Source organism: Paenibacillus sp. VTT E-133280, assembly GCF_002264385.1.
In the GTDB taxonomy this organism is placed as follows: Bacteria; Bacillota; Bacilli; order Paenibacillales; family Paenibacillaceae; genus Paenibacillus_AQ; species Paenibacillus_AQ nitricinens.
Genome location: NZ_NFUX01000017.1, coordinates 39,888 through 61,218, shown reverse-complemented (window position 1 = coordinate 61,218; position 21,331 = coordinate 39,888). Strand labels below are relative to the sequence as shown.

Sequence of the window (21,331 nt, the reverse complement as noted above, 5' to 3'; positions counted from 1 at the left end):
TTACCTGCTAACACAGCACAATGGATTTAAGGTTACGTTCTACTGTATTTGATGAAGGGGTTGTTGTGAAATGGCAGATCATTTAAACAGAATTCTGGTAGTGGATGATGAGGAACGCATTCGCCGCCTGCTAAAGATGTATCTTGAAAAAGAAGGTTATGAAATCGACGAAGCTGAAGATGGCGAAATTGCTCTTCGTAAAGCAACAGCAAATGACTACGGTCTAATTTTGCTGGATGTTATGCTGCCTGGCATTGATGGAATGGAAGTGCTGACCCGACTCAGAGGGGTCAAGTCGACACCTGTCTTAATGCTTACAGCTAAAGGTGAAGAGATTAATCGTGTACAGGGCTTTGAAATGGGCGCGGATGATTATGTCGTGAAGCCATTTAGCCCTCGCGAAGTGATTTATCGCGTGAAGGCTATTATGCGCCGTTCTTCGGCAACAGCATTTTTGTCCAAAGAGAGCAACTCCAGTAATAACATTGTATTCACTCATCTTATTATTGAGCATGACGCACACCGGGTTACTGCTGGTGGTGAAGAAGTGAGTCTGACACCGAAAGAATACGAACTGCTGCATTATTTGGCGATTTCACCGGATAAAGTGTTCTCTCGTGAAGAACTGCTTAAAGATGTTTGGAATTATGAGTTTTTCGGAGATTTGCGTACAGTCGATACCCATGTTAAGCGTCTTCGTGAAAAACTGAATAAGGTTTCACCGGAATCCGCGGCGATGATTACAACTGTATGGGGTGTAGGTTATAAACTTGAGGTACCTAAATAAGTGAACTTCTGGAGAAGTCTTGTCGGCAAGCTGTGGGTCACGATCATCTGCCTGGTCGCTGTCGTGCTGATTACACTCGGGTTGTTTCTACTTCCCTATATCGACAGCAACTTTGCTAATTCCGGCGATATCAAACGTTTATTTATGTATACGTGCATGATCGGATTTTCCTTGACGACATTCTTCGCATTGTTCTTGTTCACCAAGATCACTCAACCGATGCAACGTGTCATCGAGGCTGCAAACAACATTAGACGTGGTGAATACGGAACAAGGCTGACGCTTGTCACAAGCGATGAAATTGGCCAATTGGCAACTTCCTTTAACCATATGGCTGAGGAGTTGGAAGAGAATATTCGCAGTCTGCACCATGAAAAGGGTCATCTATCCAGTGTATTGCGTAGCATGAGTGATGCTGTAATCACCTTTGATACCCTAGGCCAGATTATTCTGACCAATCCGCATGGTCAATCGCTACTTGAGAGCTGGAGCGATTTAGAGTGGGAACAAGAGAGCGACATTGAACCTCATACGGAAACGGCTGAGAGTAATGTTCCACCTCCCCTGCGTCCTTTATTTTTGAGCACGTTGAAGCAAGGCGGCGATGAGCGCTCGAATGTACATGTCCGGCAGGGCGTGTGGTCAGTGCATATGGCACCTTTATACTCTGAAGGAAGCATTCGTGGGGTGGTTGCTGTTCTGCGTGATGTGACTGAAGAGGTACGGCTCGAGAAAATGCGCCGTGACTTCGTGGCAAATGTTTCTCATGAGATTCGGACTCCGTTATCGATGATGCAAGGTTATAGTGAGGCTTTACTTGACGGTATGGCTTCTTCACCAGAGGAAAGCAGTGAACTGATTCAGGTCATTCATGATGAATCACTCCGTATGGGACGTCTTGTAAAGGATCTGCTCGACCTTGCGCGAATGGAAGCTGGACATACGGATATGTTGAAGGCAGAAGTAGATGTGAACGAACTGCTGGAACGAGTGTATCGCAAATTTTCCGTACGTGCGAAAGAGCGTGATATTCATCTGCAGCTAAATAAAGACAGCGATGTTCTTGTTCTTAAAGCGGCGGATGAAGATAAGCTTGAGCAGGTCTTAACCAATTTGCTCGATAATGCTTTTCGTCATACGCAGGGTGGCAAGAAGATCACAGTTCATACAGGAACTTGTGTCTTAGAAGGGCGTCGCTATTTTGAAATTAAAATTCAGGATGAAGGCGTCGGCATTCCGCAGGAAGATCTGCCGTATATATTTGATCGTTTCTACAAAGCCGATAAGGCACGTGTACGGGGAGAATCAGGTGGAACGGGACTTGGGCTTGCGATTGTTAAAAATATTGTTGAGTCGCATCACGGAACCATTTCAGCTTCCAGTAAGTTGGGCGAAAGTACAACCTTTACCCTAAGACTTCCTGTCGAAAAACAGTAATTCCAAACACAATGTGTGATAGCGCCTCTGACAGCAGAGGTGCTTTTTGTTGAAACAAACACATTAATCTTGTTCATCGTGGAACATATCTCATTGTTTATGCTTGGGAGGCCAGCAAATGATTTTATCTTTAGACCAAGGGACTACTAGTTCACGAGCCATAGTGTTCGATAAGGACGCTAGAATCGTCTCACAAGGGCAATACGAGGTTAAACAATCTTTCCCACACCCTGGCTGGGTGGAGCATGACCCAGAGCAAATTTGGGCGTCACAGCTTGCAGCTGCAAGAGATGCGATTACTCGGGGCGGGATAACACCTCAGGGAATATCTTCTATTGGAATTACAAATCAGAGGGAAACGGCCCTAATCTGGGATAGAGCAACGGGTAAGCCGATTTATCCTGCGATTGTGTGGCAGGACAGACGTACTGCAGAGCTGTGTGAAGAGATCAAGAATAAGGGATTAGAGGGACTCATTGCTAGCAAGACTGGACTCGTTGTGGATGCTTATTTTTCTGCAACTAAATTCTCCTGGATTCTTGATCATGTGGACGGCGCACGAGAGCGGGGGAATAATGGCGATCTACTAGCTGGGACCGTAGACAGCTGGCTAATCTGGAAGCTTACTGGTGGAGCTGTACATGCTACTGATGTAACTAATGCTTCGCGTACAATGCTATATAATCTACATAAGCGCTGCTGGGACGAAGAGCTGATGGAAGAGCTTGGTGTACCCCGCTCCATCCTGCCGGAAGTGAGAATGTCCGGTAGTGAATTTGGAGCAGCAGATGCGCAGTGGTTCGGGGCAGAAATACCTATTCACTCTGTATTGGGAGATCAGCAGGCTGCTTTGTTTGGACATACTTGTCTTGAACCCGGAAGTGCCAAAAACACATATGGAACTGGATGCTTTATTCTAATGAATACAGGTACAGAAGCTGTAGTCTCCAGTCATGGATTGTTGACCACTGTAGCTTGGGGAATGGGGGATGAACTCTACTATGCACTCGAGGGCAGTGTGTTTGTAGCCGGAGCGGCTGTACAATGGCTTCAGGAGGGGCTAGGCCTCATAGCGGAGCCAGCAGGCTCAGAAGACAAAGCGCGGGAAGTGGAGGACAGCGAAGGGGTTGTGGTCGTTCCTGCTTTTACTGGACTAGGTGCACCTTATTGGGATATGTACGCACGTGGAGCAGTCTTCGGTCTGACAAGAGGGACGACCTCGGCACATTTGGTACGAGCAACGTTAGAGTCGCTAGCATTTCAGTCTAGAGATGTAATTGGGGCGATGGAAAAAGACGCAGGCATGCCATTGACCGGACTTCGTGTAGATGGGGGAGCTGTTCGTAATGATTTGCTGATGCAGTTCCAGTCTGATATCCTCGGGAGTGAAGTGACTCGAACTACATATGCGGAGACGACTGCGCTGGGGGCAGCACTTCTGGCTGGATTAACCTCAGGAGTCTGGACAAGAGAACAACTAGAAAGCTTTAACAAAGCTGAGAGGGTTTTTTCACCTGAAATGGGTATAGATGAGCGTGAACGACGTTACAACGCCTGGAAAGACGCTGTAGCGCGTACCATGGGTTGGGAAAAACATGAAAGATATCAGTAATCAGGGAGATGCATATGTCCATGGTTAACGGAACAGAATCTGATCTACCGAGTGGACTTTCAAAGCCTGCACTTCGGGCACTCCATGGGATGGGACCAAAAGGGCTTGATGAAATAAGGTGTGCGCTAACTGAAAAGGGGTTATTCTTTGCTAGCGAGTCCTAAAGACCAGATCAACATAAAAAGCGGCAAGCTAAGTGGTCATAGCCCCGTCAAGTAGACAGTAAAAAAGAAGCCTTTTAAGCGGCGATCTGGTTCCGGTACTCTTCCGGAGACAGGTCGCCGAGTTTTTTCTGGAAGCGTTCCTTGTTGTAATAAAGGATGTACTCCTTAACCAAATGTTCAGCATCTTCAAGATTCTTGGGTTTCTCCAAATACAATTTTTCGGTCTTTAGGTGAGAGAAGAATGACTCTATACAAGCATTGTCGTAGCAATTCCCCCGGCGGGAGTGGCTACCGACCAAACCCTTGTCCTCTAAAACCTGGGCATACGTCCGAGTCGTGTACTGAAAGCCCTGGTCAGAGTGCAGCAGAGCCTTTGAGTCTTGAAGAGATTTCACAGTATCTACCACTAGCTTCAAGTCATTACGGACAGAGATTCTCCAAGCCACAACCTCGTTGTTGTACAGATCCATCACTACAGATAAGTAGACAAATTCGTGGCCTGTACGGATATAGGTAATATCCGTGACTAACTTTTGCTGAAGAGCGTGGGCTGTGAATTCCTGGTTGAGTACGTTTGGAAATAAGACAGAAGGCTTACGCCCGGCAAACGGGCGTTTCTTGCGTATCACCGATTGGATGCCTAGCTCTCTCATCAACCTGCGAACTTTCTTATGGTTTACGGGAAACCCCTCTTTGCGAAGCGCTGTACGCATTCGCTTATAGCCATAGGCAGGACGTAGCCGATGAATGGCTAAGATATGTTCCTTAAGGTTCGCATCCTTCTCTTGGCGTGCTTCCCGCAGGTCAGAGGTCTTTTTCCATTTGTAGTATGCAGCCCGGGACAATCCAGCCAGTTTGCACAACCAAACAATGGGGTATCGCTCGCTCATTTCTTGAATGGATTGGCACCGGGTATTTGTATCCAACTTCCCTCCCCATGTAGATTGGGATTGAGCTTTTTTAAGTATTCGACCTGTGCCTTCAAATACGCGATTTCTTCATCTTTACTGTCAAAATGTTTCCTTCCACCTTTTCCGCGTCGGTCCTCGAAGGTCTCCCCACTTTTAAATTTACGTATCCACCTCACCAACTGAGCATCACTCTTGATGTCGAGTTTTTCTAGAATCTGTGAATAGCTCATATGTTCCTCTAAGTGAAGTCGAACCGCCTCGTTCTTCAACTCTTCTGAATACTTCGTAAACGTCTGCCCTTTTTTAGCCATGAAAAATCCCCTCCGGTCGACTGTGTTAAACACATGATACCATGTGCTCTTTTTTCACTGTCAACCATGAGGGGAGAATACCATAAGGTTAATCCTTGGCCTGCCGCTTTTTATGTTGTAACGCTTGATATTCAATAACAAATGTTACGTTTTTCCATCCAGCGCCCACTGTCCAGGACAGAACTTTATCTCCACGTTCGATCTTTCCTATAGTAATCTATCTTCTTAAATCACAATAATAAAGACGAAATGTGTATATTTATGTCGAATTATTATTTATTGGATCTCTTCTATGGTTTCAAGAAGAATATTAAAGGCTGTGATGATTCTAGGTGCCCCTATAGCGGGTACTAAGTGTAGTAGAATCCCTTTGAGCTGTTCTACAGTAACTCCTACACGAAGAGCCATAACATAATGAACTCCTAATTGATCGAACTGGCCCATTGCAATTAGAGCAGAAATAACAGAGACTTCCTTCCAGTCAGCTTCAATGGTATTGCGTTGAAAAATATCTCCATACGCATTACCCATGATGAATTCTGCCAAGTCAGGGAAATGTTCCTTAATCGGAGCTAGTGCTTTAGCGCCATAGTCTCCTGAGAGATTCGTGAAGTGGTTCAGACCACTGTTAACATTATCTTTCATAGTGAGCCTCCTAATTTAGGTTCAAAGTACGGTGTGCAGTCGGAGGGACTTCATCACGGTCTGTTAATAATTCAATAACTGCAACACGGTTAAGAGCAACGGCGTCCTTAATTGCAGTCGAGAATTGTTCCGCAGTCTCACACTTGTAGCCTGTCGCTCCTAGAGACTCGGCAAATTTCACAACGTCCATTGGGACTTCGTATATCGTTCCATCAATACGGCCAGTAGTTTTTTCCATCCCTTTAAGCGCCATATCGAGTTGCTTATTATTTACTACGATAAAGATGACAGGGATATCTTTGCAGACGGCGGTGTTTATTTCTGTACCTAGCATCATAAAACAGCCATCACCTGTAATACAGAAGACAGTTTCTTCAGGAGCTGCAACCTTTGCACCAATAGCCATACCGATAGAATTACCCATGCAAGCAAAATAAGCATCAAATACAAAACTGCCTGGTTTCTTAACCTTGTACCATTTAGCAGCATTGAATCCATGACTGCCGTCATCAACAAATACTGTATTATTGTCAGGAATCAGATCACTCATCGTGCTCATAATAGACGCAAGGGAAAGATTCTTCAGACTGGGAAGCTCTTCTGAATAATCTACATAAGGGATAGCTTCACGTTTAGTAATATGATTAGGATCAATATGATTTAGGTAGCACACTAGGTTATCACGTAGATCACCAGTGACTGGTATCGTTTTGGAGAACAAGATTTTTCCAACAAAGGTCGGATCAATATCAAATTGAATTAATGTTGTCGGGTGATTCTCCCGTTTTAGGTTACAGACGGTCATATCACTTAATCGTGATCCTAGAACTATAAATAGATCACTTTTATTCAACAGGTCATCCCCGTGGGTGCAACCTCCAACACCAATAGGACCATGATAGAGTGGGTGATCCCAAACCATAGCCCCTTTACCACCAGGTGATGTTACTACTGGTATATTAAAAGTTTCAGCGAGCTGAATAAGCTGGCTATGCGCCCCAGATCGATTGACCCCTTTACCCGCAATAATCAAAGGATTCTTTGAGGCATTGATAGCATCAACTACTCTGTCGATATTCGCTAGACTTACTAGAGATTCGCGTTCGGGAATTACAATATTGCACTCTTCCAATCCTTCTGTCTGTACATCAAACGGCACACAAAGATGAACAGGCCCACGTTGGTTAAGAGCAATTGAAATCGCATGATTAAAAATAGTACTAAAGTGATCACCGCGTTCAATAAGTTTACTGAACAAGGTGGCAGGTCTGAACATCTCCGCTAAATCAGCTAAGTAAGAGGAAGAGTCCTGACATTGGGGGATTCCAAGCTCTTTAATAGATTGGTGGCCCGTAATAAACAGCACTGGCAAGTTGTTGGCTTTCGCATGTGCTGCTGCTGTAAGTAGGTTAGTTCCGCCTGGACCAGAAGTACCAAATGCTACGCCTAGATTACCAGTTTTCAGCGCGTATCCAGCTGCTGCGAATCCGGAGCTGGATTCATGTCTCCCTGGAATAAATTCAATACCATAGTCTACCATCTTAAGAACTACGGGACAAATCGATTTACCAATGATCCCAAAAGAATGGGTCACTCCGAGGTTACGTAGTGCTTCCGCCATATAATCTGCGACTGTCTTCAAAAGATACACCTCACAAGTTGATTAATATTTATTATGTTATTGATCTTTCGAAGTGTTCTGATTGATCAATAAACTCAAAAATAGAAAACCTGTGCTCCGAAAAAGGGCACAGGTTGGTGGCGTAAATCGCCGTAAAGACTGAACAATAGTTCAGCCGTCCCGGGTCCTTAGCAACCTGGCAATCATGGCCTCAGAGTAAAAATGAGGCTGTAGATCCATGGTTTTGCGTCATCCTCTTTCGAAGATTTTGCCTATATTAATTTAAAATTTATAAGAAGAATTTTCCTTTACAATATATTCCTTGGGATCATCCTTTGTCAATATATTATCGCAAATTAACTCGAATTTTGACGAAAGTCTTGTCAAACCTATGAAATAATAGAAAATAAACCGTCCCCTAAGACAAACTTAGAGGACGGTTTATGGCTTGGTTTATTCGTTATGCAAGTTGTTTAAAACTTGAAGATATGGATCGTTTTCTGTAGATTAAATACGGCCTGTGTCATTTTCTCAGTTTCTTCTGCGACGGACTGCAGGGCATTAATTTGTTCATTCATTGCAGCCGATACTTCTTCGGTGCCAGCAGCAGTTTCCTGAGTGATTGCAGATATATTTTCTATTGCACCTGAGATTTTCAAGGCACTTTCCAGCATAAGATCACTTTCAGAAGAGAAGGAAGAGATCTGCTCGGTAATATACTGCACACTTTGTACAATTTGAGCAAAGATATGAGCAGATTGAGTGATCATCTCATTCTGTACCTGTACGACTTCTTCGTTGATAGCGATATTGTCAATCGCTTGTTTAATATCAGTTTCAATGCTCCGAACTAAACCAAAGACTTCCTTTGTTGAAGCCGTTGATTCTTCGGCAAGCTTACGGACCTCCTGTGCGACTACTGCAAATCCTCGACCATGTTCTCCGGCACGTGCTGCTTCGATGGAGGCATTCAGCGATAACAGGTTAGTCTGTTCAGCGATCTCAGTGATGGTCTTTGTGATCATCGTTATTCCGCGAGCATTATGAGACAAGGCCTCGATAGTATCCGCTACTTTTTGAGTAGCCTGGATGTTTTTGCGCATGCCTTCAGCTTGAGTATCTACGGATTGGCGCCCTTGTTCAACTAGTTCTAATGTATGTATTGAACGTCTGTTCATTTCTTTCGTTGAGTTCGTATAATTGGAGACTTTATTCTCAATATCTTTAATAGATTCTGTCATTTCAGCGATATCCGTAGATATTTCATTTGCCCCAAGAGCTAGCTCATTTGACGAAGAGGCTACCTGTGCCATGACAATTTTCAAGTTCTGATTCTTATCTTCGATTCCACGGCTTGCATCCATAACCTGGCGCGTGATCTGCGATGCTTCTGTCAAAATCTTCTTGAGCTTGTCAATCATAGTATTAAAGGAACGACTTACGTCCCCCATAGACCCGTTCTCGTCAGCTCTACTAGTAAAATCCCCTTTAGAAATACTATGAGATACATTCGCGATGTCATCAAAAGAAGATGTAAGCGTTCTCTCGATAAAGCGGGCCACGGGTAAAGTTAAAGCAGCAAGAACAACGATTAGAACAATACCCAAAATAATGTTGCCTAAGATCATAAAAGTAACTAAAACAGGAATGGCAAATAGTGCGGCAATGAGATAACATCCGGCAACAATTCTTTGTTTTAACGGAAGTTTATGCATCCAGTTCATTGGTATAATGTCCTCCTTATTAATATTATGTATTGGTGTTATTATATGGGATTTAAAGGTGATTGGTCTATAGTAAGAACTGACATAAATCTTCTTTTAGGAGTAGTTCTTTAGATTTCGTGTCAAAAATCCTCATAAATAGCGGAAATTTTTGTGATAGCAGACTTTACCATCTCTAAAAGTTCTTGTGGTGAAAGTACAATAACTGAGGGACTAAAAGAAAGGATTATCCGGCAGGCAGACTCGATCGTATTAAATTCGGCATCTACGTTCACCCACTCTGCATTGCTGGTTGGCTCTATCAATTGGACAGAGACGAATCTTTCTCGCTGTAATTCTTTTAAGACAGATGTTCTAACCCTTAGCTTTACTTGATACTTTGGCAGTGCTGCTTTAAAGGCCATGGTGGACTCTTCCCAGTACTGTTTTAAATCAAAGTCATCAGGTCTTTTAAACCCCTCATGAGTCTCCACAACGTTAACTAATCTGGACACACGAAAGGTTCTTAGTTCATCCTCGCTTTTGGCTACGACATACCATACACCGCGTTTTGCAACCAACCCAAGAGGATCAATGAAACGGACTGTAGTCTCATTACTCCGGAGATAAGTGATTTTAACTTTACGGTCCTCCCAAAGTGCTCCCTGCAGTACAGAAAGGAACGGATAAGTCTCATCTGAAGGATGCCAACTAGCACCATCAATATGAATACGCTCGCTTAGGTGATGTGCTGGGTTACTAGTTCGGTGTGAGGATGCAGCTTCTAGTTTGAGAACAGCGGAAGAGAAATCGTCTTGTATCCCCAGATCCTTCAATATAGATGCGTCAGTGGACAGAAGCAGTGAACCAATCTCTTGTGGCTTCATTCCCGTTAGGGAGGTTCGGTACCCTTCAGTAAGCATCCAGCCTCCTTCACGGCCACGTTCAGCTAAAATGGGTATCCCTGAAGCACTTAATGCTTCCATATCACGAAACACAGTTCGTTCTGATATCTCGAGTATTTGGGCCAGTTCTCTAGAAGTCATTTTTCCGCGATTTTGTAACAGAAGCAATATAGATAACAAACGGTCGGCTCTCATTAGGCTATTGTGCCTCCTCGAATTAATTATTGGACGATCACCATTAATCTTTTCTAAATCATGATTATATTATATATGTCAGTTGATGTCATATATACGGGCTATACTTATAAAACGTAAGGAATGATCACAGAATATTGAAATCCGAATTTATGTGGAAAGGGTTGAGGGCTATGACATTGAAAGGGAAAGTCGCTTTGGTTACCGGGAGCAGCAGAGGTGCAGGGAGGGGAATCGCTTTAGAATTAGCAAGAAGAGGCGCTTTTGTCTATATTACAGGGAGGACCACAGATATATCCGCCACAGAACATACTAAGGGGAGTATAGATAGTGTACTTAGAGAAATAAAAGAGAGTGGGGGTTCTGGTGCGGTAATACGATGTGACCATACGAAGGATCAGGAAACAGAAGCAGTGATCCGTCAAATCGCTGAAGAGAAGGGGCGACTCGATATCTTAGTTAACAATGTATGGGGAGGCAATGATTTAACTATTGAGCAGAAGCCTTTTTGGGAGTTACCTACAGCTCATTGGGACAATATGTTTAATGCCGGTGTGAGAGCACAAATGATCACAAATTATTACGCAATCCCCTTCATGCGCAAGGCAAAAACTGGTGGTCTAATTATCCATACAACCTTCTGGGATCATTATAAATATTTAGGCAACTTTTATTATGATCTTTCTAAAAATGCACTTTTACGTATGGCTTTCGGATTGTCGAAGGAGTTAAAGGATGACGGTATTGCGGTTATTCCACTTTCACCTGGATGGATGAGAACAGAAGCGGTTCTAGAAGCCATGAATACAGATGAGGAACATTGGCAAGAAGTTGAGGAACTGAAAATGAGTGAATCGACGAGATATATTGGTCGAGCAGTGACTGCACTAGCCGCTGATCCAGAGGTTATCTCTATGTCCGGTGAGCCGCAGGTGGTTGGAAAGCTTGCTGAAAAGTATGGCTTTACTGATATTGATGGAAGGATAATCCCTTCGTTCATAATATAGGAAGAAAAAGATTCGTTAAATTAAAGAAAGGCCACTCCAGTACGTTCTGGAATGGCCTTTCTATATTATAGATTAAAGAAGGATGATTTCTTCAGCAGTATTAATTTCTGGTAATCCAGCGAGTTTCACAAGGACATGCTTAGGAACAGCTTTGTCAACGGTCAGCAGCATGATTGCAGCACCTCCAACAATTTTACGTCCTACTTGCATGGATGCGATATTTACATCATTCTCGCCAAGCAATGTACCCACGAGTCCGATAATCCCTACTTTGTCGTTATGGGATACAAAGATTTGATGACCTTCAGGAGCAATATCAACAGGGAACTTATTCACTTGAACAATTCGTTCTCCATAGCCTTGCAGCAGGGTACCGGCAACAAGATACTCTTGGTCACGATCAGCTTTTAGAGTAACAGTAATCAGATTGGTAAAGCCTTTTGTTTTAGAAGCTTTAGTTATTACTACGTTCACATCTCGTGTTTTCGCTAAATGCATGGAATTTACAATATTAACGTCCTCTGCAAAGTGGCGGGAGAGCACGCCTTTTACAATGTAGCGGGTTAGTGGTTGGGTATCTACATCCGAAAGATCACCGGCGTATTCCACATGGATCTCACGGATAGCAGCAGCAGCAATTTGGGTAACAAAGCTACCCAGTTTTTCCCCAAGCGTGAAGTAAGGTTGAAGCTTATTCATTACACTTGGAGCCACTGGAGGAATGTTTACCGCGTTAATGAACGGTTCATTACGCAGAATATGCAATACTTGTTCTGAAACATCGATCGCCACATTTTCTTGAGCCTCAATCGTAGAAGCGCCAAGGTGAGGCGTCACGATGATTTTTGGATGAGATAAGAAGGGGTGATCCGCTTGTGGCGGCTCTTTTTCGAATACATCAAACGCGGCGCCAGCAACGATACCGCTATCTATAGCTTCTACTAACGCCATTTCATCAATTACACCACCACGGGCACAGTTGATGATGCGCATGCCCTTTTTCATCACCTCGAATTGTGGGCGAGAAATCATATGGCGTGTTTCCGGAGTAAGTGGAGTGTGCACAGTAATGAAGTCTGCTCCGCGAACAACATCGTCTACGGAAGCCAATTTCACTTCCATCTTTTCAGCACGTTCAGCTGTTAGGAAAGGATCAAAAGCAAGAATTTCCATACCGAATGCTTTAGCACGTTTAGCCACTTCACTACCAATTCTGCCCATTCCGAGTACACCTAAAGTTTTGCCGCGAAGCTCTACACCAACGAATGTTTTTCTATCCCAGGTTCCGCCAATTGTTTTTGCATAAGCTTGTGGAATATGACGGGCTAGAGCCATCATCATTGCGAAAGCATGCTCACAAGTCGTAATTGTATTTCCATCAGGAGCATTGATTACAACAATACCACGTTTTGTTGCAGCATCCAGTTTGATATTATCTACACCAACACCTGCACGACCAATTACTTTTAGGTTTTTTCCTGCTTCGATGATTTTGTCTGTTACAGTAGTTTGACTGCGGACAAGGAGGCCATCGTATTCACCGATAATTGCAATGAGTTCGTCTTCGCTGAGTCCTGTTTTTTTGTCAACAACTACATCTTCTGCGTCCATCAATTGCTGAATGCCCAAATCACTGATTGGATCCGATACTAATACTTTAAACATGGTTTCTTATCCCCCTTAAAGTTGAAAAGCTTTATATGTCGAGGACGCCTTTTTGGGCAATCCACAATACCTGAAGATTCACGAACTAGTAGAGAAAAAACATGTGATAATAGTAGATCAACGCGGTGTCGCATAAAAGAAGTTGTGTGCAGAAGTGCCGCGGAATCGGTAACTTTGGGCAAAAGGATAGTATAGATTAGGTATTTAGAAATTAAAAAAACTCCCGACCCCCATACTACTGCCGTAGTAAGGGACGAGAGTTATCTTCGTGGTACCACCCTAATTCACTGCAACTTGGAAGAAGCAGCCTCATTGGCCTGCAAAGGCCACACTGGTAACGGAGTTGATCCGATTGCACCTACTTTAAGGTTCGATACAATATCTCAGGAGCGCTAAAGACATCTGTGTGTCACCGGTTTGCACCAACCACCGGCTCTCTGAAGACTTCCAGAATCTTTGTTCCATCATCGTTTTTGATTGATTAATTTTTTCATAATGTAACACGGTAATGTAGATGTGTCAATAGGCTTTGAAAGTAAGCTTTCTTGAAGTGAACTTCATTTTTCGTTATGATTCAATGACTGGTTCTATTCATAAAAAAACGGGAGCTGTGGAATCGTCTCCTTGCTGTAGTACTGCTCTCGCCACTTCATAAAATCCTCTACCTGTATAGCACCTGTGGAAATAAGCAGGGTTACTGAGGACTGAACATCTGTAAGATTCAATGAACTGGCTGTACCAGAATGAATCAAATCGTCTATTTTTGCGGTAATGTCCTGAGGATCATAGGCTGCAAAAATTCCGCGATTTAACATCATATCTGCAATGGATGCGTTCTTTTGAAGAAGAGGCATTTTTTTCCACTGTATAAAGGACATGGTCTTAAGCTCACCAGCATCAGAAGGAATTTTCTGGTTTGTCTTAGAGCCCCACTTTAGCATAGAATCATAAAAGTTCTTTTGAGCGAGCAATCCGAATTTAACCGCACCGGCAGTATAAGGATCATTTTTCAGCAATTTTGCCGTCTCTGCACCAGATGCACTTGCACTTACTTCACCAGAAGCTTTTGAGAATAAGGTTAAGCTTTTGAGTATGTTTAGCTGTGATTGATGTAATAAGGGAGAGTCAGAAAAGATAGAGTCCTGGTTAACTCTTTCATATTGTTTATCTGCTAAAAGGCTAAGATTCTTCATAGCTGCTGCATTTACACGGGCATCTGTACTGCGTGCCAGCTTGTCCACTTGAGTGTTCCAATTCTGCTTGAATTCCCGATAAGGCAAAAATACGTTATGATAGAAAGTAACAAGATCCTTCTGTTGGTAAGAGCCCGTGAATTCTTCTAATCCATATCCATTACTGCTCTTTTGTTGCTCATATTTAGCTTCCGTTTTGTCTGCGCCAACCTTGACGCCTGTGAAAAATGCGGCGAAGGCGCAAATAAGGAAAAACAAAAAAAATAGAGTGTACAACATTTGTGTACGGGAGTTACGTTGGCTCATAATAAGTGCTCCTTTTTCTGGGGGAATTATCCTATGTATTATGTATTGATAGCAACATTATGGACGGTTTCTCTTTCGGAGCTGCCCCAAAAAATTAAAGAACAGGCAGGTCACGATGAAAAAATTCAAATTTGGCGAGATTAAGATAAAAAAAGTAGAGCCAGGTCAGTTAACAGACCGTCTTCTGCTCCTCAATCTCTACATTACTCAGGGGCTTACATTAATTATCGGTTTGATATGGATATTATTTCAGAAAAGAAATCCTTTTCAGCTATTAATTTTTCCAGAAAACGTACATTTTGTGGCATGGGGTCTTGGACTTGCCGCTGTAATGCTGGTAGTTGATTATTTATTGACTCATATTGTACCTGAAGAAAGTATGGATGACGGGGGAATAAACGACCTATTATTTCGAAATAGGCCCGTATGGCACATTGTTGTAATTGCAGCTATGGTATCAATCTGTGAAGAGCTTCTGTTCAGAGGAGCCATACAGTATTCCATTGGTCCTTATTGGACGAGTATTTTGTTTGCTCTTATTCATGTTCGCTATTTGCGCCACTTTGTACCTACCGGATGGGTTTTCTTAAGCAGCTATGGTCTTGGGTATATATACATTCAATCAGGAAGCCTATGGGCACCTATACTATGTCATTTCTTCATCGACCTTTTCTCTGGTCTGGTGATCCGCTACAGGAGGGAATCATGAGTGAGGAATTGAGCCGGTTGAAGTCTCGTCAGAAAAAGCGCAGTGGCGAAGGCAAAACTTCTGGCAAAAGTAAAAAAACGAATCCGCGATCGGAGGGGGCTCCTAGAAAGAGCAATCCATCCCAGACAACAACGGCAACTTTATCAAGGAAAGCGCGCCGTCCGGCAGCTTCTGCAAAAGGATCTAACGCTGGAAACAATGAGCAGGAAGAATCTGTTCCATCACGTTCGAATACGTATTCATCAGAACGTGTTCGGCTTAGTAAAATGTTTGTTAACTCTCTGATTTTCATTTTTGTAATATTGCTGGTAGCGCTCCTATGGTGGGGAATCGAAGGGGCGCCGCCTTTGAGTACTTTATGGTGATTTTTTGGATTTGTGGATTAGTTGTGGTTGTGCTTTTGATTACGCTAATCATTGCAGTGATTATGTTGAGTAACGCCTTTCGAAATAGAATTATTACCGAGGAAATATTTTTGAAGTCACTCCCAGATGAGTTTGATGGATTTCGTCTCTTATTTATAACCGACATCCATCGCCGCCGCCTTCCAACAGCACTGCTGACTCCGTTAAAGGGAAAGGTGGGTGCTGTTTTATTAGGCGGTGATCTGACGGAAAAAAACAGTCCTCTGGATCGACTGACTGATAATATGACTTTAGTTACTTCTATTGCTCCAACCTATGTAGTACATGGCAATCATGATTATCGAGCTGATATTTCGCTAGTTGATCAGATTATTCGGAGCAGTGGTGCAAAGCTGTTAATGGATGAGAATGTGCGTATTGAACGTGAGGGGGCTTCTCTTTGGTTAACGGGAGTGGATTTTCCGAAAAAGGGTGGCAACACTTCTTATCGTCCATTACCAGGATTAACGTCACGTGCTTCTTCAATAAATAACACTTGTCGTATCATTCTTGTTCACGATCCGCTCTGGTTGTCCAAACGCCAAAGTGTGCCAGCAGATCTGATATTAGCAGGTCACACGCATGGAGGGCAGGTCATTCTTCCTTTTTTGGGACAAAGGCATGTGGAAAATTTTTATCATAAATATGATGCAGGAATGTTTCATTGGCCAAGAAGAGATGGGACAGGAAGGGATGCGAAGCTGCTGATTAGCAGAGGGTTTGGAACCTCTCACTTGCCAATCCGCTGGGGAAGTCCTGCTGAGATGCACATTCTAACGCTCCGTAAAGAGAAACATTAGAAAGCTGTCCTTCTACATTTGAATGGGTGGACAAAAAAACAGGTAATCTCCTTTGCATCAAGGGGATTACCTGTTTTTATTTATCCTAAATAGGAATTAGCGCATCTTAAGCTCGATACTGCGAGGGTCTACGAAGCTATAGCCCTTGCCTTCAAGAGTAGTAAGCAGTTTATCCAACGCTTCAACTGTCCAAGGTAGTTCATGCATCAGAATATTACTGCCAGAATGCAATTGATCCGTCACATTTTTGATTAACTTATCTGTTTTTCCGGTTTCTTTCTCTTTCATTTCCCAGTCCAGTGATCCATTGGACCAGGTCATATACAACATCCCATTCTCAGCGGAAATCTTCTTGCCTACATCTCCGCCAGCACCATGTGGGGGACGGAAAAACTGAGGGACTTCACCGATAATCTCCTTGACCGCATTTTGAACGTCTTCGATTTGCTTTTTGACCTCAGTGTAAGACTTGTCCTTCAACACAATATGATCCCAGCTATGGTTACCGATAATTCCTCCGCGGTTATGAATTAACTCTAGAAGCTCGGGATGGGCTTTAACGCGGTATCCATTTACGAAGAAGATCGCTTTGGCCTGATGTTTGTCCAGAACATCCATTAACGGATTGATCATATCCGCATCTTTGGGACCGTCATCAAAAGTGAGCAACACGACTTTTTTATTTGTAGTTTCCTCATTTGGGACAATGTCGTAATTTTTGTTCATATGGTACAGCAGTGGGATTTTAGCGGAGGCTTCATCCTTACTGGCTGTATTATCACTACCTGTAGTTCCTCCATCTGCTGATGCTTCAGGGGTAGGGCTGGCTGTAACCTCAGGCGAAGGCGCTGTAGTTGCTGCGCTCTGTGTAGCTGCCGCCGTAGGCGTATTCTTTGTGGTGTTTGTATCCTCGGCTGTCTTTCCATTTGCACCGCTGTTGCCACAGGCTGTCAGCAGTAAGGTAGCCAGTAGGAGCACTGATGTCATTTTACCCACTTTTTTCAACTCACTTTCTTCTTATTAGGTTGCATGAGCGGCAATCTTTCCGCGAACACTAAACATGATTTTACCATACAAGGAGGCTGGAAATATGAATACTTCGTCATTTTTATGTGGGGTGCTGATGGGCGTTGCAGCCAGTATGATTATGTCCAAAAAGCGGAATTCTCTAATGTCTTCGCTGGGGCAATCGGGCGGTTCCATGAGTGGAGCTGCAGATAAAGCAAAAGAAAAAATAATTGGTATGGCTACGACAGGGTTTGGAAACACTGCTGCTTCAAGCAGCAATGCAAGCAGTAATACAAGCAGCAATGCTCAAAGTAATGGTTCGAACAGCGGAACCTCTGAGCATAAATCGGAATCACCGGTTAAATCAAAAGAATCCAATCTCAAATTACTGAAGGATTTCATTCGTAACAATCCTGAAGTGAAGAGCGAAGTGGAGCAAATTCTTAAAGAAACGCATACTGCCATACCGGGATTGTAACCGTAAAGGACTCCTTCAGAATCATTTTGAGGATGAAATATTCCGCAGAATGATTCTTTTTTATATTCAAGGGCTTGAAAATGGTTTATGAATTAGAATAAGCTCTTCAGTAGGAGCAATGCTTTAAGAGGATTTTATATATTTATTTTCGTGCATTTATCTCTGCAAAATGATAACATACATACATAGTAACCATTTTTGGCTCATTACTCGGGACTCATCATACATTATAATAAATGAGCTTGCAAAAGGAGGATCCTGTCATGAGAATAGAGCGATTAAGTCAAGATAAGATACGGATTTTCCTCACTTTTGACGACCTGAGCGAGCGGGGCATCCAGAAGGAAGACATGTGGCAGGAAGTTCCCAAGGTTCATGACCTGTTTACGGAGATGATGGACCAAGCATATAGTGAACTAGGTTTTGATGCTACCGGTCCGCTTGCCGTAGAAGTTTTCGCATTGCCCGCCCAAGGCATGGTCGTTATAGTGACCCGAGGAAAATATGATCACCATCAGTACGGTGCGTCCGGGGAAGAAGAATTGCCAGAAGAGATTTACGAAATGGAAGTTACTCTTGAACAAAGCGACTCCATTGTATATGCATTCCGCGATTTCGAGGTTCTTGTTGAAGCGGCTCATGTGCTCATTGGTAATATTACTTCCCAGGGGAAACTGTATTCTTATAACAATAAATGGTATCTGTATTTCGATCCTAAGGAATTTGAAGAAACGGCGTTGTCAGGTCTTGTTGGCGTACTAGCTGAGTTTGGAGATTCCTCGCCGGTTACTGAAGCTGTTCTCGATGAATACGGGAAGACAGTAATGCCGGAGAATGCAGTCCAGTTATTGTGCACTCATTTTAAGCGTCAGGATTAAATAACATGATAGGGCTGATATGCATTATTTTAGCTGTTTAGCCCTATTCTTGTTCTTGATGGTATGGCGGTCATTCTTGAATTAAAGCTGTAATCTGCCTTGCTGTAATCAGCAGAATAAGGCGCTAGGGATATAGGGAGGTTATTCGGTGCTCGTGTTATCGGTTATTTCGTCGGCAGTAGCGCCGGGACTTGCTCTGCTGACCTTTTTTTATTTGAAAGATAAGTATGATCAAGAACCGCTTCATATCGTTATTAAGGTGTTCCTGCTAGGCCTTCTGATTGTATTCCCTGTTATGATCATTCAGAGAGGACTAATGCTGGGACTGAATGGCGGTCCTTATGTGGAGTCGTTTCTCATATCTGCTGGCGTGGAAGAATGTTTAAAATGGTTTGTGCTTTACCATATGATTTACAATCACACCGAATTTGACGAGCCATATGATGGGATACTATACGCCGTAGCGATTTCGCTCGGCTTCGCAACAATAGAAAATATAATGTACGCTTGGTATAGCAATGCATCAATCGGTTCCATGTTCCTGAGAGCCTTGCTTCCGGTTTCTGGACACGCTATGTTTGGTGTAATCATGGGCTATCATTTAGGGAGAGCCAAGTTCTCAAAAGGAGCTAAAACAAAAGGGATTCTGTTAATCTCTATCTTGCTGCCATGGTTGTGGCATGGGATTTATGACTTTATTTTGAGTACGACAGCTAACTACTGGATATGGTTTATTGTTCCTCTGATGGCTATTCTATGGTACGGAGGGATGGGGAAAGTGGATAGGGCGAATAGCCGCTCCCCTTTCCGCTTTCTGAAACGAGAAGAAGAGGTTAACCTATAATCGAGATGGACACACTTATATTCAAAGGATTGTTCCTTAGCGGGAGATTCCAGAGAGGAGAGAGGTGTCTTTTTTTGCGTATAAAAGTCCGTATACTTTGCAAACAATGCGGTGAGACCTACATATTAAGAGGGATAAAAGAGCAGGGTGTGATTCAAACCGGCTTTAAGCAATGCCTTTGTAGTAATAGCAGTGGCTTTGAAATTGAAGAGAGAGCATAAGCGCTATGCTATGCAAATTTGGAGTGAAATCCCTCTATCCAAACACTTTGATCATATTCTGTTACAGAAGGGTGCATAAGACTCCTAGTTTATTGTCAAACTAACGCCAATAAGCTATCGAAAGGAGTCTTGTAGCCCTATGTACAAAAGATTAAGTGCTGTAATGTTCCCGCTGACTGCGCTGCTGTTAATTGGAGCGCTCGTGTGGGGTTATCAGGAGAATCAGGAGAAGAATGCGATCTTAATTAAGGCGGAGAACCAATATCAGCGTGCCTTTCATGATTTGTCTTACCACGTGGAGCGTCTTCATGGAGAGCTGGGAAACACACTAGCTGTTAACTCCGCTTCTAACGGGATGCACCGCAAAGGACTTGTTAATGTGTGGCGGATGACCAGTGAGGCACAAAATGAAATTAATCAGTTGCCACTCACATTACTGCCTTTTAGCAAAACGGAGGAGTTTCTGTCCAAAATCTCAAACTTTTCTTATAAAGCTGGGATTCGTGATTTCACTAAGAAGCCTTTGACAGATGGTGAATTGAGCAATTTAAAAGCATTGTATAAGAGCTCTGGAGAAATTTCAAAAGATTTGCAAGATGTTCAGAATAAAGTGATTGGTAGCCGCTTGCGCTGGATGGATGTTGAAACCGCATTGGCTACAGAGAATAAGGCAGAAGATAATTCGATTATTGACGGCTTCAAGTCGGTGGACAAACGTGTCGAAGGTTACCCTGACCTGGATTGGGGTCCTTCAGTTGCTAGCATTTACGATAAACGCTCTGTAAAAATGCTCGGAGGTACCCCTGTTTCAGTTGAAGATATTAAACGTAAAGCCATTAAGTTTGCTAACGCAGGCTCGAATGCTAAGGTAGACGTTAAAGAAAACGGCAAAAATACGAAGTGGCCTTCTTATACGGCTACAGTCAGTGGTTCGAATAATAAGCAGATGACCAGTATGGATTTCACTAAAAATGGTGGTTTACTGATCTCTTATTACGATAACCGAGAGATAGGACCTGCTAAGGTAACCCTAGAAGAAGCAGTTACCAAGGCGGAGCAGTTTCTTAAGAAAAAAGGATATCCTCATATGACTGCGGTTAATGCTGACCGTTATGATAATATCGGGAATTTAATCTTTGTAACGAGCCAAAATGATGTCTTGATTTATCCTGAGAAAATGACGATCCGTATTGGACTTGATACTGGGACAGCGGTTGGATTTGAGGCTAGCGAATATGTCAATGAGCATAAGGACAATCGCAAGATTCCAAAGCCAAAGCTAACCCTTGCAGAAGCGAAGAAATTTCTGAATTCGGATTTCAATGAGAATTACCATCGCATGGCTTGGATTAAAAATGATGACTCCGTAGAAGTCTTGACTTACGAATTTGGCGGAGAGGTAAATGGTACTCAGTATCGTATTTATCTTAATGCGGACGATGGCATCGAAGAGTCCGTGGAAGAAATCAGGCCTTCTTCAGGCATAGAACAAAAATGAGCAAACAGGGCGCATCCATTATTTGGATG

General features: G+C 43.1%; 19 protein-coding genes, 1 riboswitch and 1 other annotated feature. Of the genes, 11 read left to right on the top strand and 8 right to left on the bottom strand.

What is annotated here, in order from left to right; all coding sequences use genetic code 11:
• The first annotated feature begins 70 nt into the window (after positions 1-70).
• The 3 genes from CA600_RS10230 (at position 71) to glpK (ending at position 3,836) form a co-directional block, all read left to right on the top strand.
• Positions 71-787: a response regulator transcription factor gene (locus CA600_RS10230; protein WP_036676174.1), complete on the top strand. Its 717-nt coding sequence runs from the start codon at positions 71-73 to the stop codon at positions 785-787.
• Positions 788-2,224, top strand: coding sequence for an ATP-binding protein (locus tag CA600_RS10225; RefSeq protein ID WP_094870087.1), 1,437 nt, complete (start codon positions 788-790; stop codon positions 2,222-2,224). It begins immediately after the preceding gene.
• Between the two features lie 118 nt (positions 2,225-2,342).
• Positions 2,343-3,836: a glycerol kinase GlpK gene (glpK, locus tag CA600_RS10220; RefSeq protein WP_218832770.1), complete on the top strand. Its 1,494-nt coding sequence runs from the start codon at positions 2,343-2,345 to the stop codon at positions 3,834-3,836.
• Positions 3,837-4,074: 238 nt separating this feature from the next.
• Here the strand turns inward: glpK and CA600_RS10215 are convergent.
• From CA600_RS10215 to CA600_RS10195, 5 genes are all read right to left on the bottom strand, one after another.
• A protein-coding gene (locus tag CA600_RS10215) for an IS3 family transposase (protein ID WP_094870085.1) occupies positions 4,075-5,222 on the bottom strand; the annotation gives its coding sequence in 2 pieces (ribosomal slippage) (positions 4,075-4,964 and positions 4,964-5,222; 1,149 coding nt in all).
• 276 nt (positions 5,223-5,498) lie between these two features.
• Positions 5,499-5,867: a carboxymuconolactone decarboxylase family protein gene (locus tag CA600_RS10210; protein ID WP_094870084.1), complete on the bottom strand. Its 369-nt coding sequence runs from the start codon at positions 5,865-5,867 to the stop codon at positions 5,499-5,501.
• 10 nt (positions 5,868-5,877) lie between these two features.
• Entirely contained in the window at positions 5,878-7,518 is a 1,641-nt protein-coding gene (locus CA600_RS10205; RefSeq protein ID WP_094870083.1) for a thiamine pyrophosphate-binding protein, read from the bottom strand.
• Positions 7,519-7,675: 157 nt separating this feature from the next.
• Positions 7,676-7,771, bottom strand: a riboswitch (cyclic di-GMP riboswitch).
• Between the two features lie 190 nt (positions 7,772-7,961).
• A complete protein-coding gene (locus CA600_RS10200; RefSeq protein WP_094870082.1) occupies positions 7,962-9,212 on the bottom strand; it encodes a methyl-accepting chemotaxis protein in 1,251 nt (416 codons plus the stop codon).
• A gap of 122 nt (positions 9,213-9,334) precedes the next feature.
• Positions 9,335-10,291 (bottom strand): helix-turn-helix transcriptional regulator, encoded by a 957-nt coding sequence (locus CA600_RS10195; protein ID WP_094870081.1) that lies wholly within the window; start codon positions 10,289-10,291, stop codon positions 9,335-9,337.
• A gap of 173 nt (positions 10,292-10,464) precedes the next feature.
• Between CA600_RS10195 and CA600_RS10190 the strand changes: the two genes are divergently transcribed.
• Positions 10,465-11,298 carry an SDR family NAD(P)-dependent oxidoreductase gene (locus tag CA600_RS10190; RefSeq protein ID WP_094870080.1) on the top strand — a complete coding sequence of 278 codons (834 nt, stop codon included), beginning with the start codon at positions 10,465-10,467 and terminating at the stop codon, positions 11,296-11,298.
• A 72-nt stretch (positions 11,299-11,370) separates the two neighbouring features.
• Here CA600_RS10190 and serA read toward each other — a convergent pair whose 3' ends face one another.
• Together serA and CA600_RS10180 are read right to left on the bottom strand one after the other, a co-directional pair.
• Complete coding sequence (gene serA, locus CA600_RS10185; protein ID WP_042190237.1) at positions 11,371-12,963, bottom strand: phosphoglycerate dehydrogenase; 1,593 nt, start codon at positions 12,961-12,963, stop codon at positions 11,371-11,373.
• Between the two features lie 246 nt (positions 12,964-13,209).
• Positions 13,210-13,440: a binding site (T-box leader), on the bottom strand.
• A 110-nt stretch (positions 13,441-13,550) separates the two neighbouring features.
• Complete coding sequence (locus tag CA600_RS10180) at positions 13,551-14,462, bottom strand: hypothetical protein (RefSeq protein WP_094870079.1); 912 nt, start codon at positions 14,460-14,462, stop codon at positions 13,551-13,553.
• A 115-nt stretch (positions 14,463-14,577) separates the two neighbouring features.
• On the opposite strand from CA600_RS10180, the gene CA600_RS10175 reads away from it, so the two are divergent.
• The 3 genes from CA600_RS10175 to CA600_RS10165 are packed head-to-tail and all read left to right on the top strand — an operon-like array spanning position 14,578 to position 16,375.
• Positions 14,578-15,171, top strand: a complete 594-nt coding sequence (locus tag CA600_RS10175) for a CPBP family intramembrane glutamic endopeptidase (protein WP_042190233.1) — start codon at positions 14,578-14,580, stop codon at positions 15,169-15,171.
• A complete protein-coding gene (locus tag CA600_RS10170; RefSeq protein ID WP_094870078.1) occupies positions 15,168-15,536 on the top strand; it encodes a hypothetical protein in 369 nt (122 codons plus the stop codon). The genes CA600_RS10175 and CA600_RS10170 overlap by 4 nt, the downstream gene beginning before the upstream one ends.
• Positions 15,491-16,375: a metallophosphoesterase gene (locus CA600_RS10165; RefSeq protein WP_094870077.1), complete on the top strand. Its 885-nt coding sequence runs from the start codon at positions 15,491-15,493 to the stop codon at positions 16,373-16,375. The genes CA600_RS10170 and CA600_RS10165 overlap by 46 nt, the downstream gene beginning before the upstream one ends.
• Positions 16,376-16,471: 96 nt before the next feature.
• Here the strand turns inward: CA600_RS10165 and CA600_RS10160 are convergent, their stop codons facing one another.
• On the bottom strand, positions 16,472-17,380 hold the full coding sequence (locus tag CA600_RS10160) for a polysaccharide deacetylase family protein (protein ID WP_373455879.1): 909 nt from the start codon (positions 17,378-17,380) through the stop codon (positions 16,472-16,474).
• Between the two features lie 85 nt (positions 17,381-17,465).
• On the opposite strand from CA600_RS10160, the gene CA600_RS10155 reads away from it, so the two are divergent.
• From CA600_RS10155 to ypeB, 4 genes are all read left to right on the top strand, one after another.
• Positions 17,466-17,861, top strand: coding sequence for a hypothetical protein (locus CA600_RS10155; RefSeq protein WP_094870076.1), 396 nt, complete (start codon positions 17,466-17,468; stop codon positions 17,859-17,861).
• A gap of 263 nt (positions 17,862-18,124) precedes the next feature.
• Positions 18,125-18,739: a genetic competence negative regulator gene (locus CA600_RS10150; RefSeq protein WP_042190227.1), complete on the top strand. Its 615-nt coding sequence runs from the start codon at positions 18,125-18,127 to the stop codon at positions 18,737-18,739.
• A gap of 148 nt (positions 18,740-18,887) precedes the next feature.
• Entirely contained in the window at positions 18,888-19,583 is a 696-nt protein-coding gene (prsW, locus tag CA600_RS10145) for a glutamic-type intramembrane protease PrsW (protein WP_042129603.1), read from the top strand.
• 360 nt (positions 19,584-19,943) lie between these two features.
• Positions 19,944-21,302 (top strand): germination protein YpeB, encoded by a 1,359-nt coding sequence (ypeB, locus tag CA600_RS10135; protein WP_094870075.1) that lies wholly within the window; start codon positions 19,944-19,946, stop codon positions 21,300-21,302.
• Positions 21,303-21,331 lie beyond the last annotated feature (29 nt).

Coding starts and splice junctions, on each gene's coding strand:
- CA600_RS10230 (WP_036676174.1), top strand. CDS start 71: ATGGCAGATCATTTAAACAGAATTCTGGTAGTGGATGATGAGGAACGC.
- glpK (WP_218832770.1), top strand. CDS start 2,343: ATGATTTTATCTTTAGACCAAGGGACTACTAGTTCACGAGCCATAGTG.
- CA600_RS10210 (WP_094870084.1), bottom strand. CDS start 5,867: ATGAAAGATAATGTTAACAGTGGTCTGAACCACTTCACGAATCTCTCA.
- CA600_RS10200 (WP_094870082.1), bottom strand. CDS start 9,212: ATGAACTGGATGCATAAACTTCCGTTAAAACAAAGAATTGTTGCCGGA.
- CA600_RS10195 (WP_094870081.1), bottom strand. CDS start 10,291: ATGAGAGCCGACCGTTTGTTATCTATATTGCTTCTGTTACAAAATCGC.
- CA600_RS10190 (WP_094870080.1), top strand. CDS start 10,465: ATGACATTGAAAGGGAAAGTCGCTTTGGTTACCGGGAGCAGCAGAGGT.
- serA (WP_042190237.1), bottom strand. CDS start 12,963: ATGTTTAAAGTATTAGTATCGGATCCAATCAGTGATTTGGGCATTCAG.
- CA600_RS10180 (WP_094870079.1), bottom strand. CDS start 14,462: ATGAGCCAACGTAACTCCCGTACACAAATGTTGTACACTCTATTTTTT.
- CA600_RS10175 (WP_042190233.1), top strand. CDS start 14,578: ATGAAAAAATTCAAATTTGGCGAGATTAAGATAAAAAAAGTAGAGCCA.
- CA600_RS10170 (WP_094870078.1), top strand. CDS start 15,168: ATGAGTGAGGAATTGAGCCGGTTGAAGTCTCGTCAGAAAAAGCGCAGT.
- CA600_RS10165 (WP_094870077.1), top strand. CDS start 15,491: ATGGTGGGGAATCGAAGGGGCGCCGCCTTTGAGTACTTTATGGTGATT.
- CA600_RS10155 (WP_094870076.1), top strand. CDS start 17,466: ATGAATACTTCGTCATTTTTATGTGGGGTGCTGATGGGCGTTGCAGCC.
- CA600_RS10150 (WP_042190227.1), top strand. CDS start 18,125: ATGAGAATAGAGCGATTAAGTCAAGATAAGATACGGATTTTCCTCACT.
- ypeB (WP_094870075.1), top strand. CDS start 19,944: ATGTACAAAAGATTAAGTGCTGTAATGTTCCCGCTGACTGCGCTGCTG.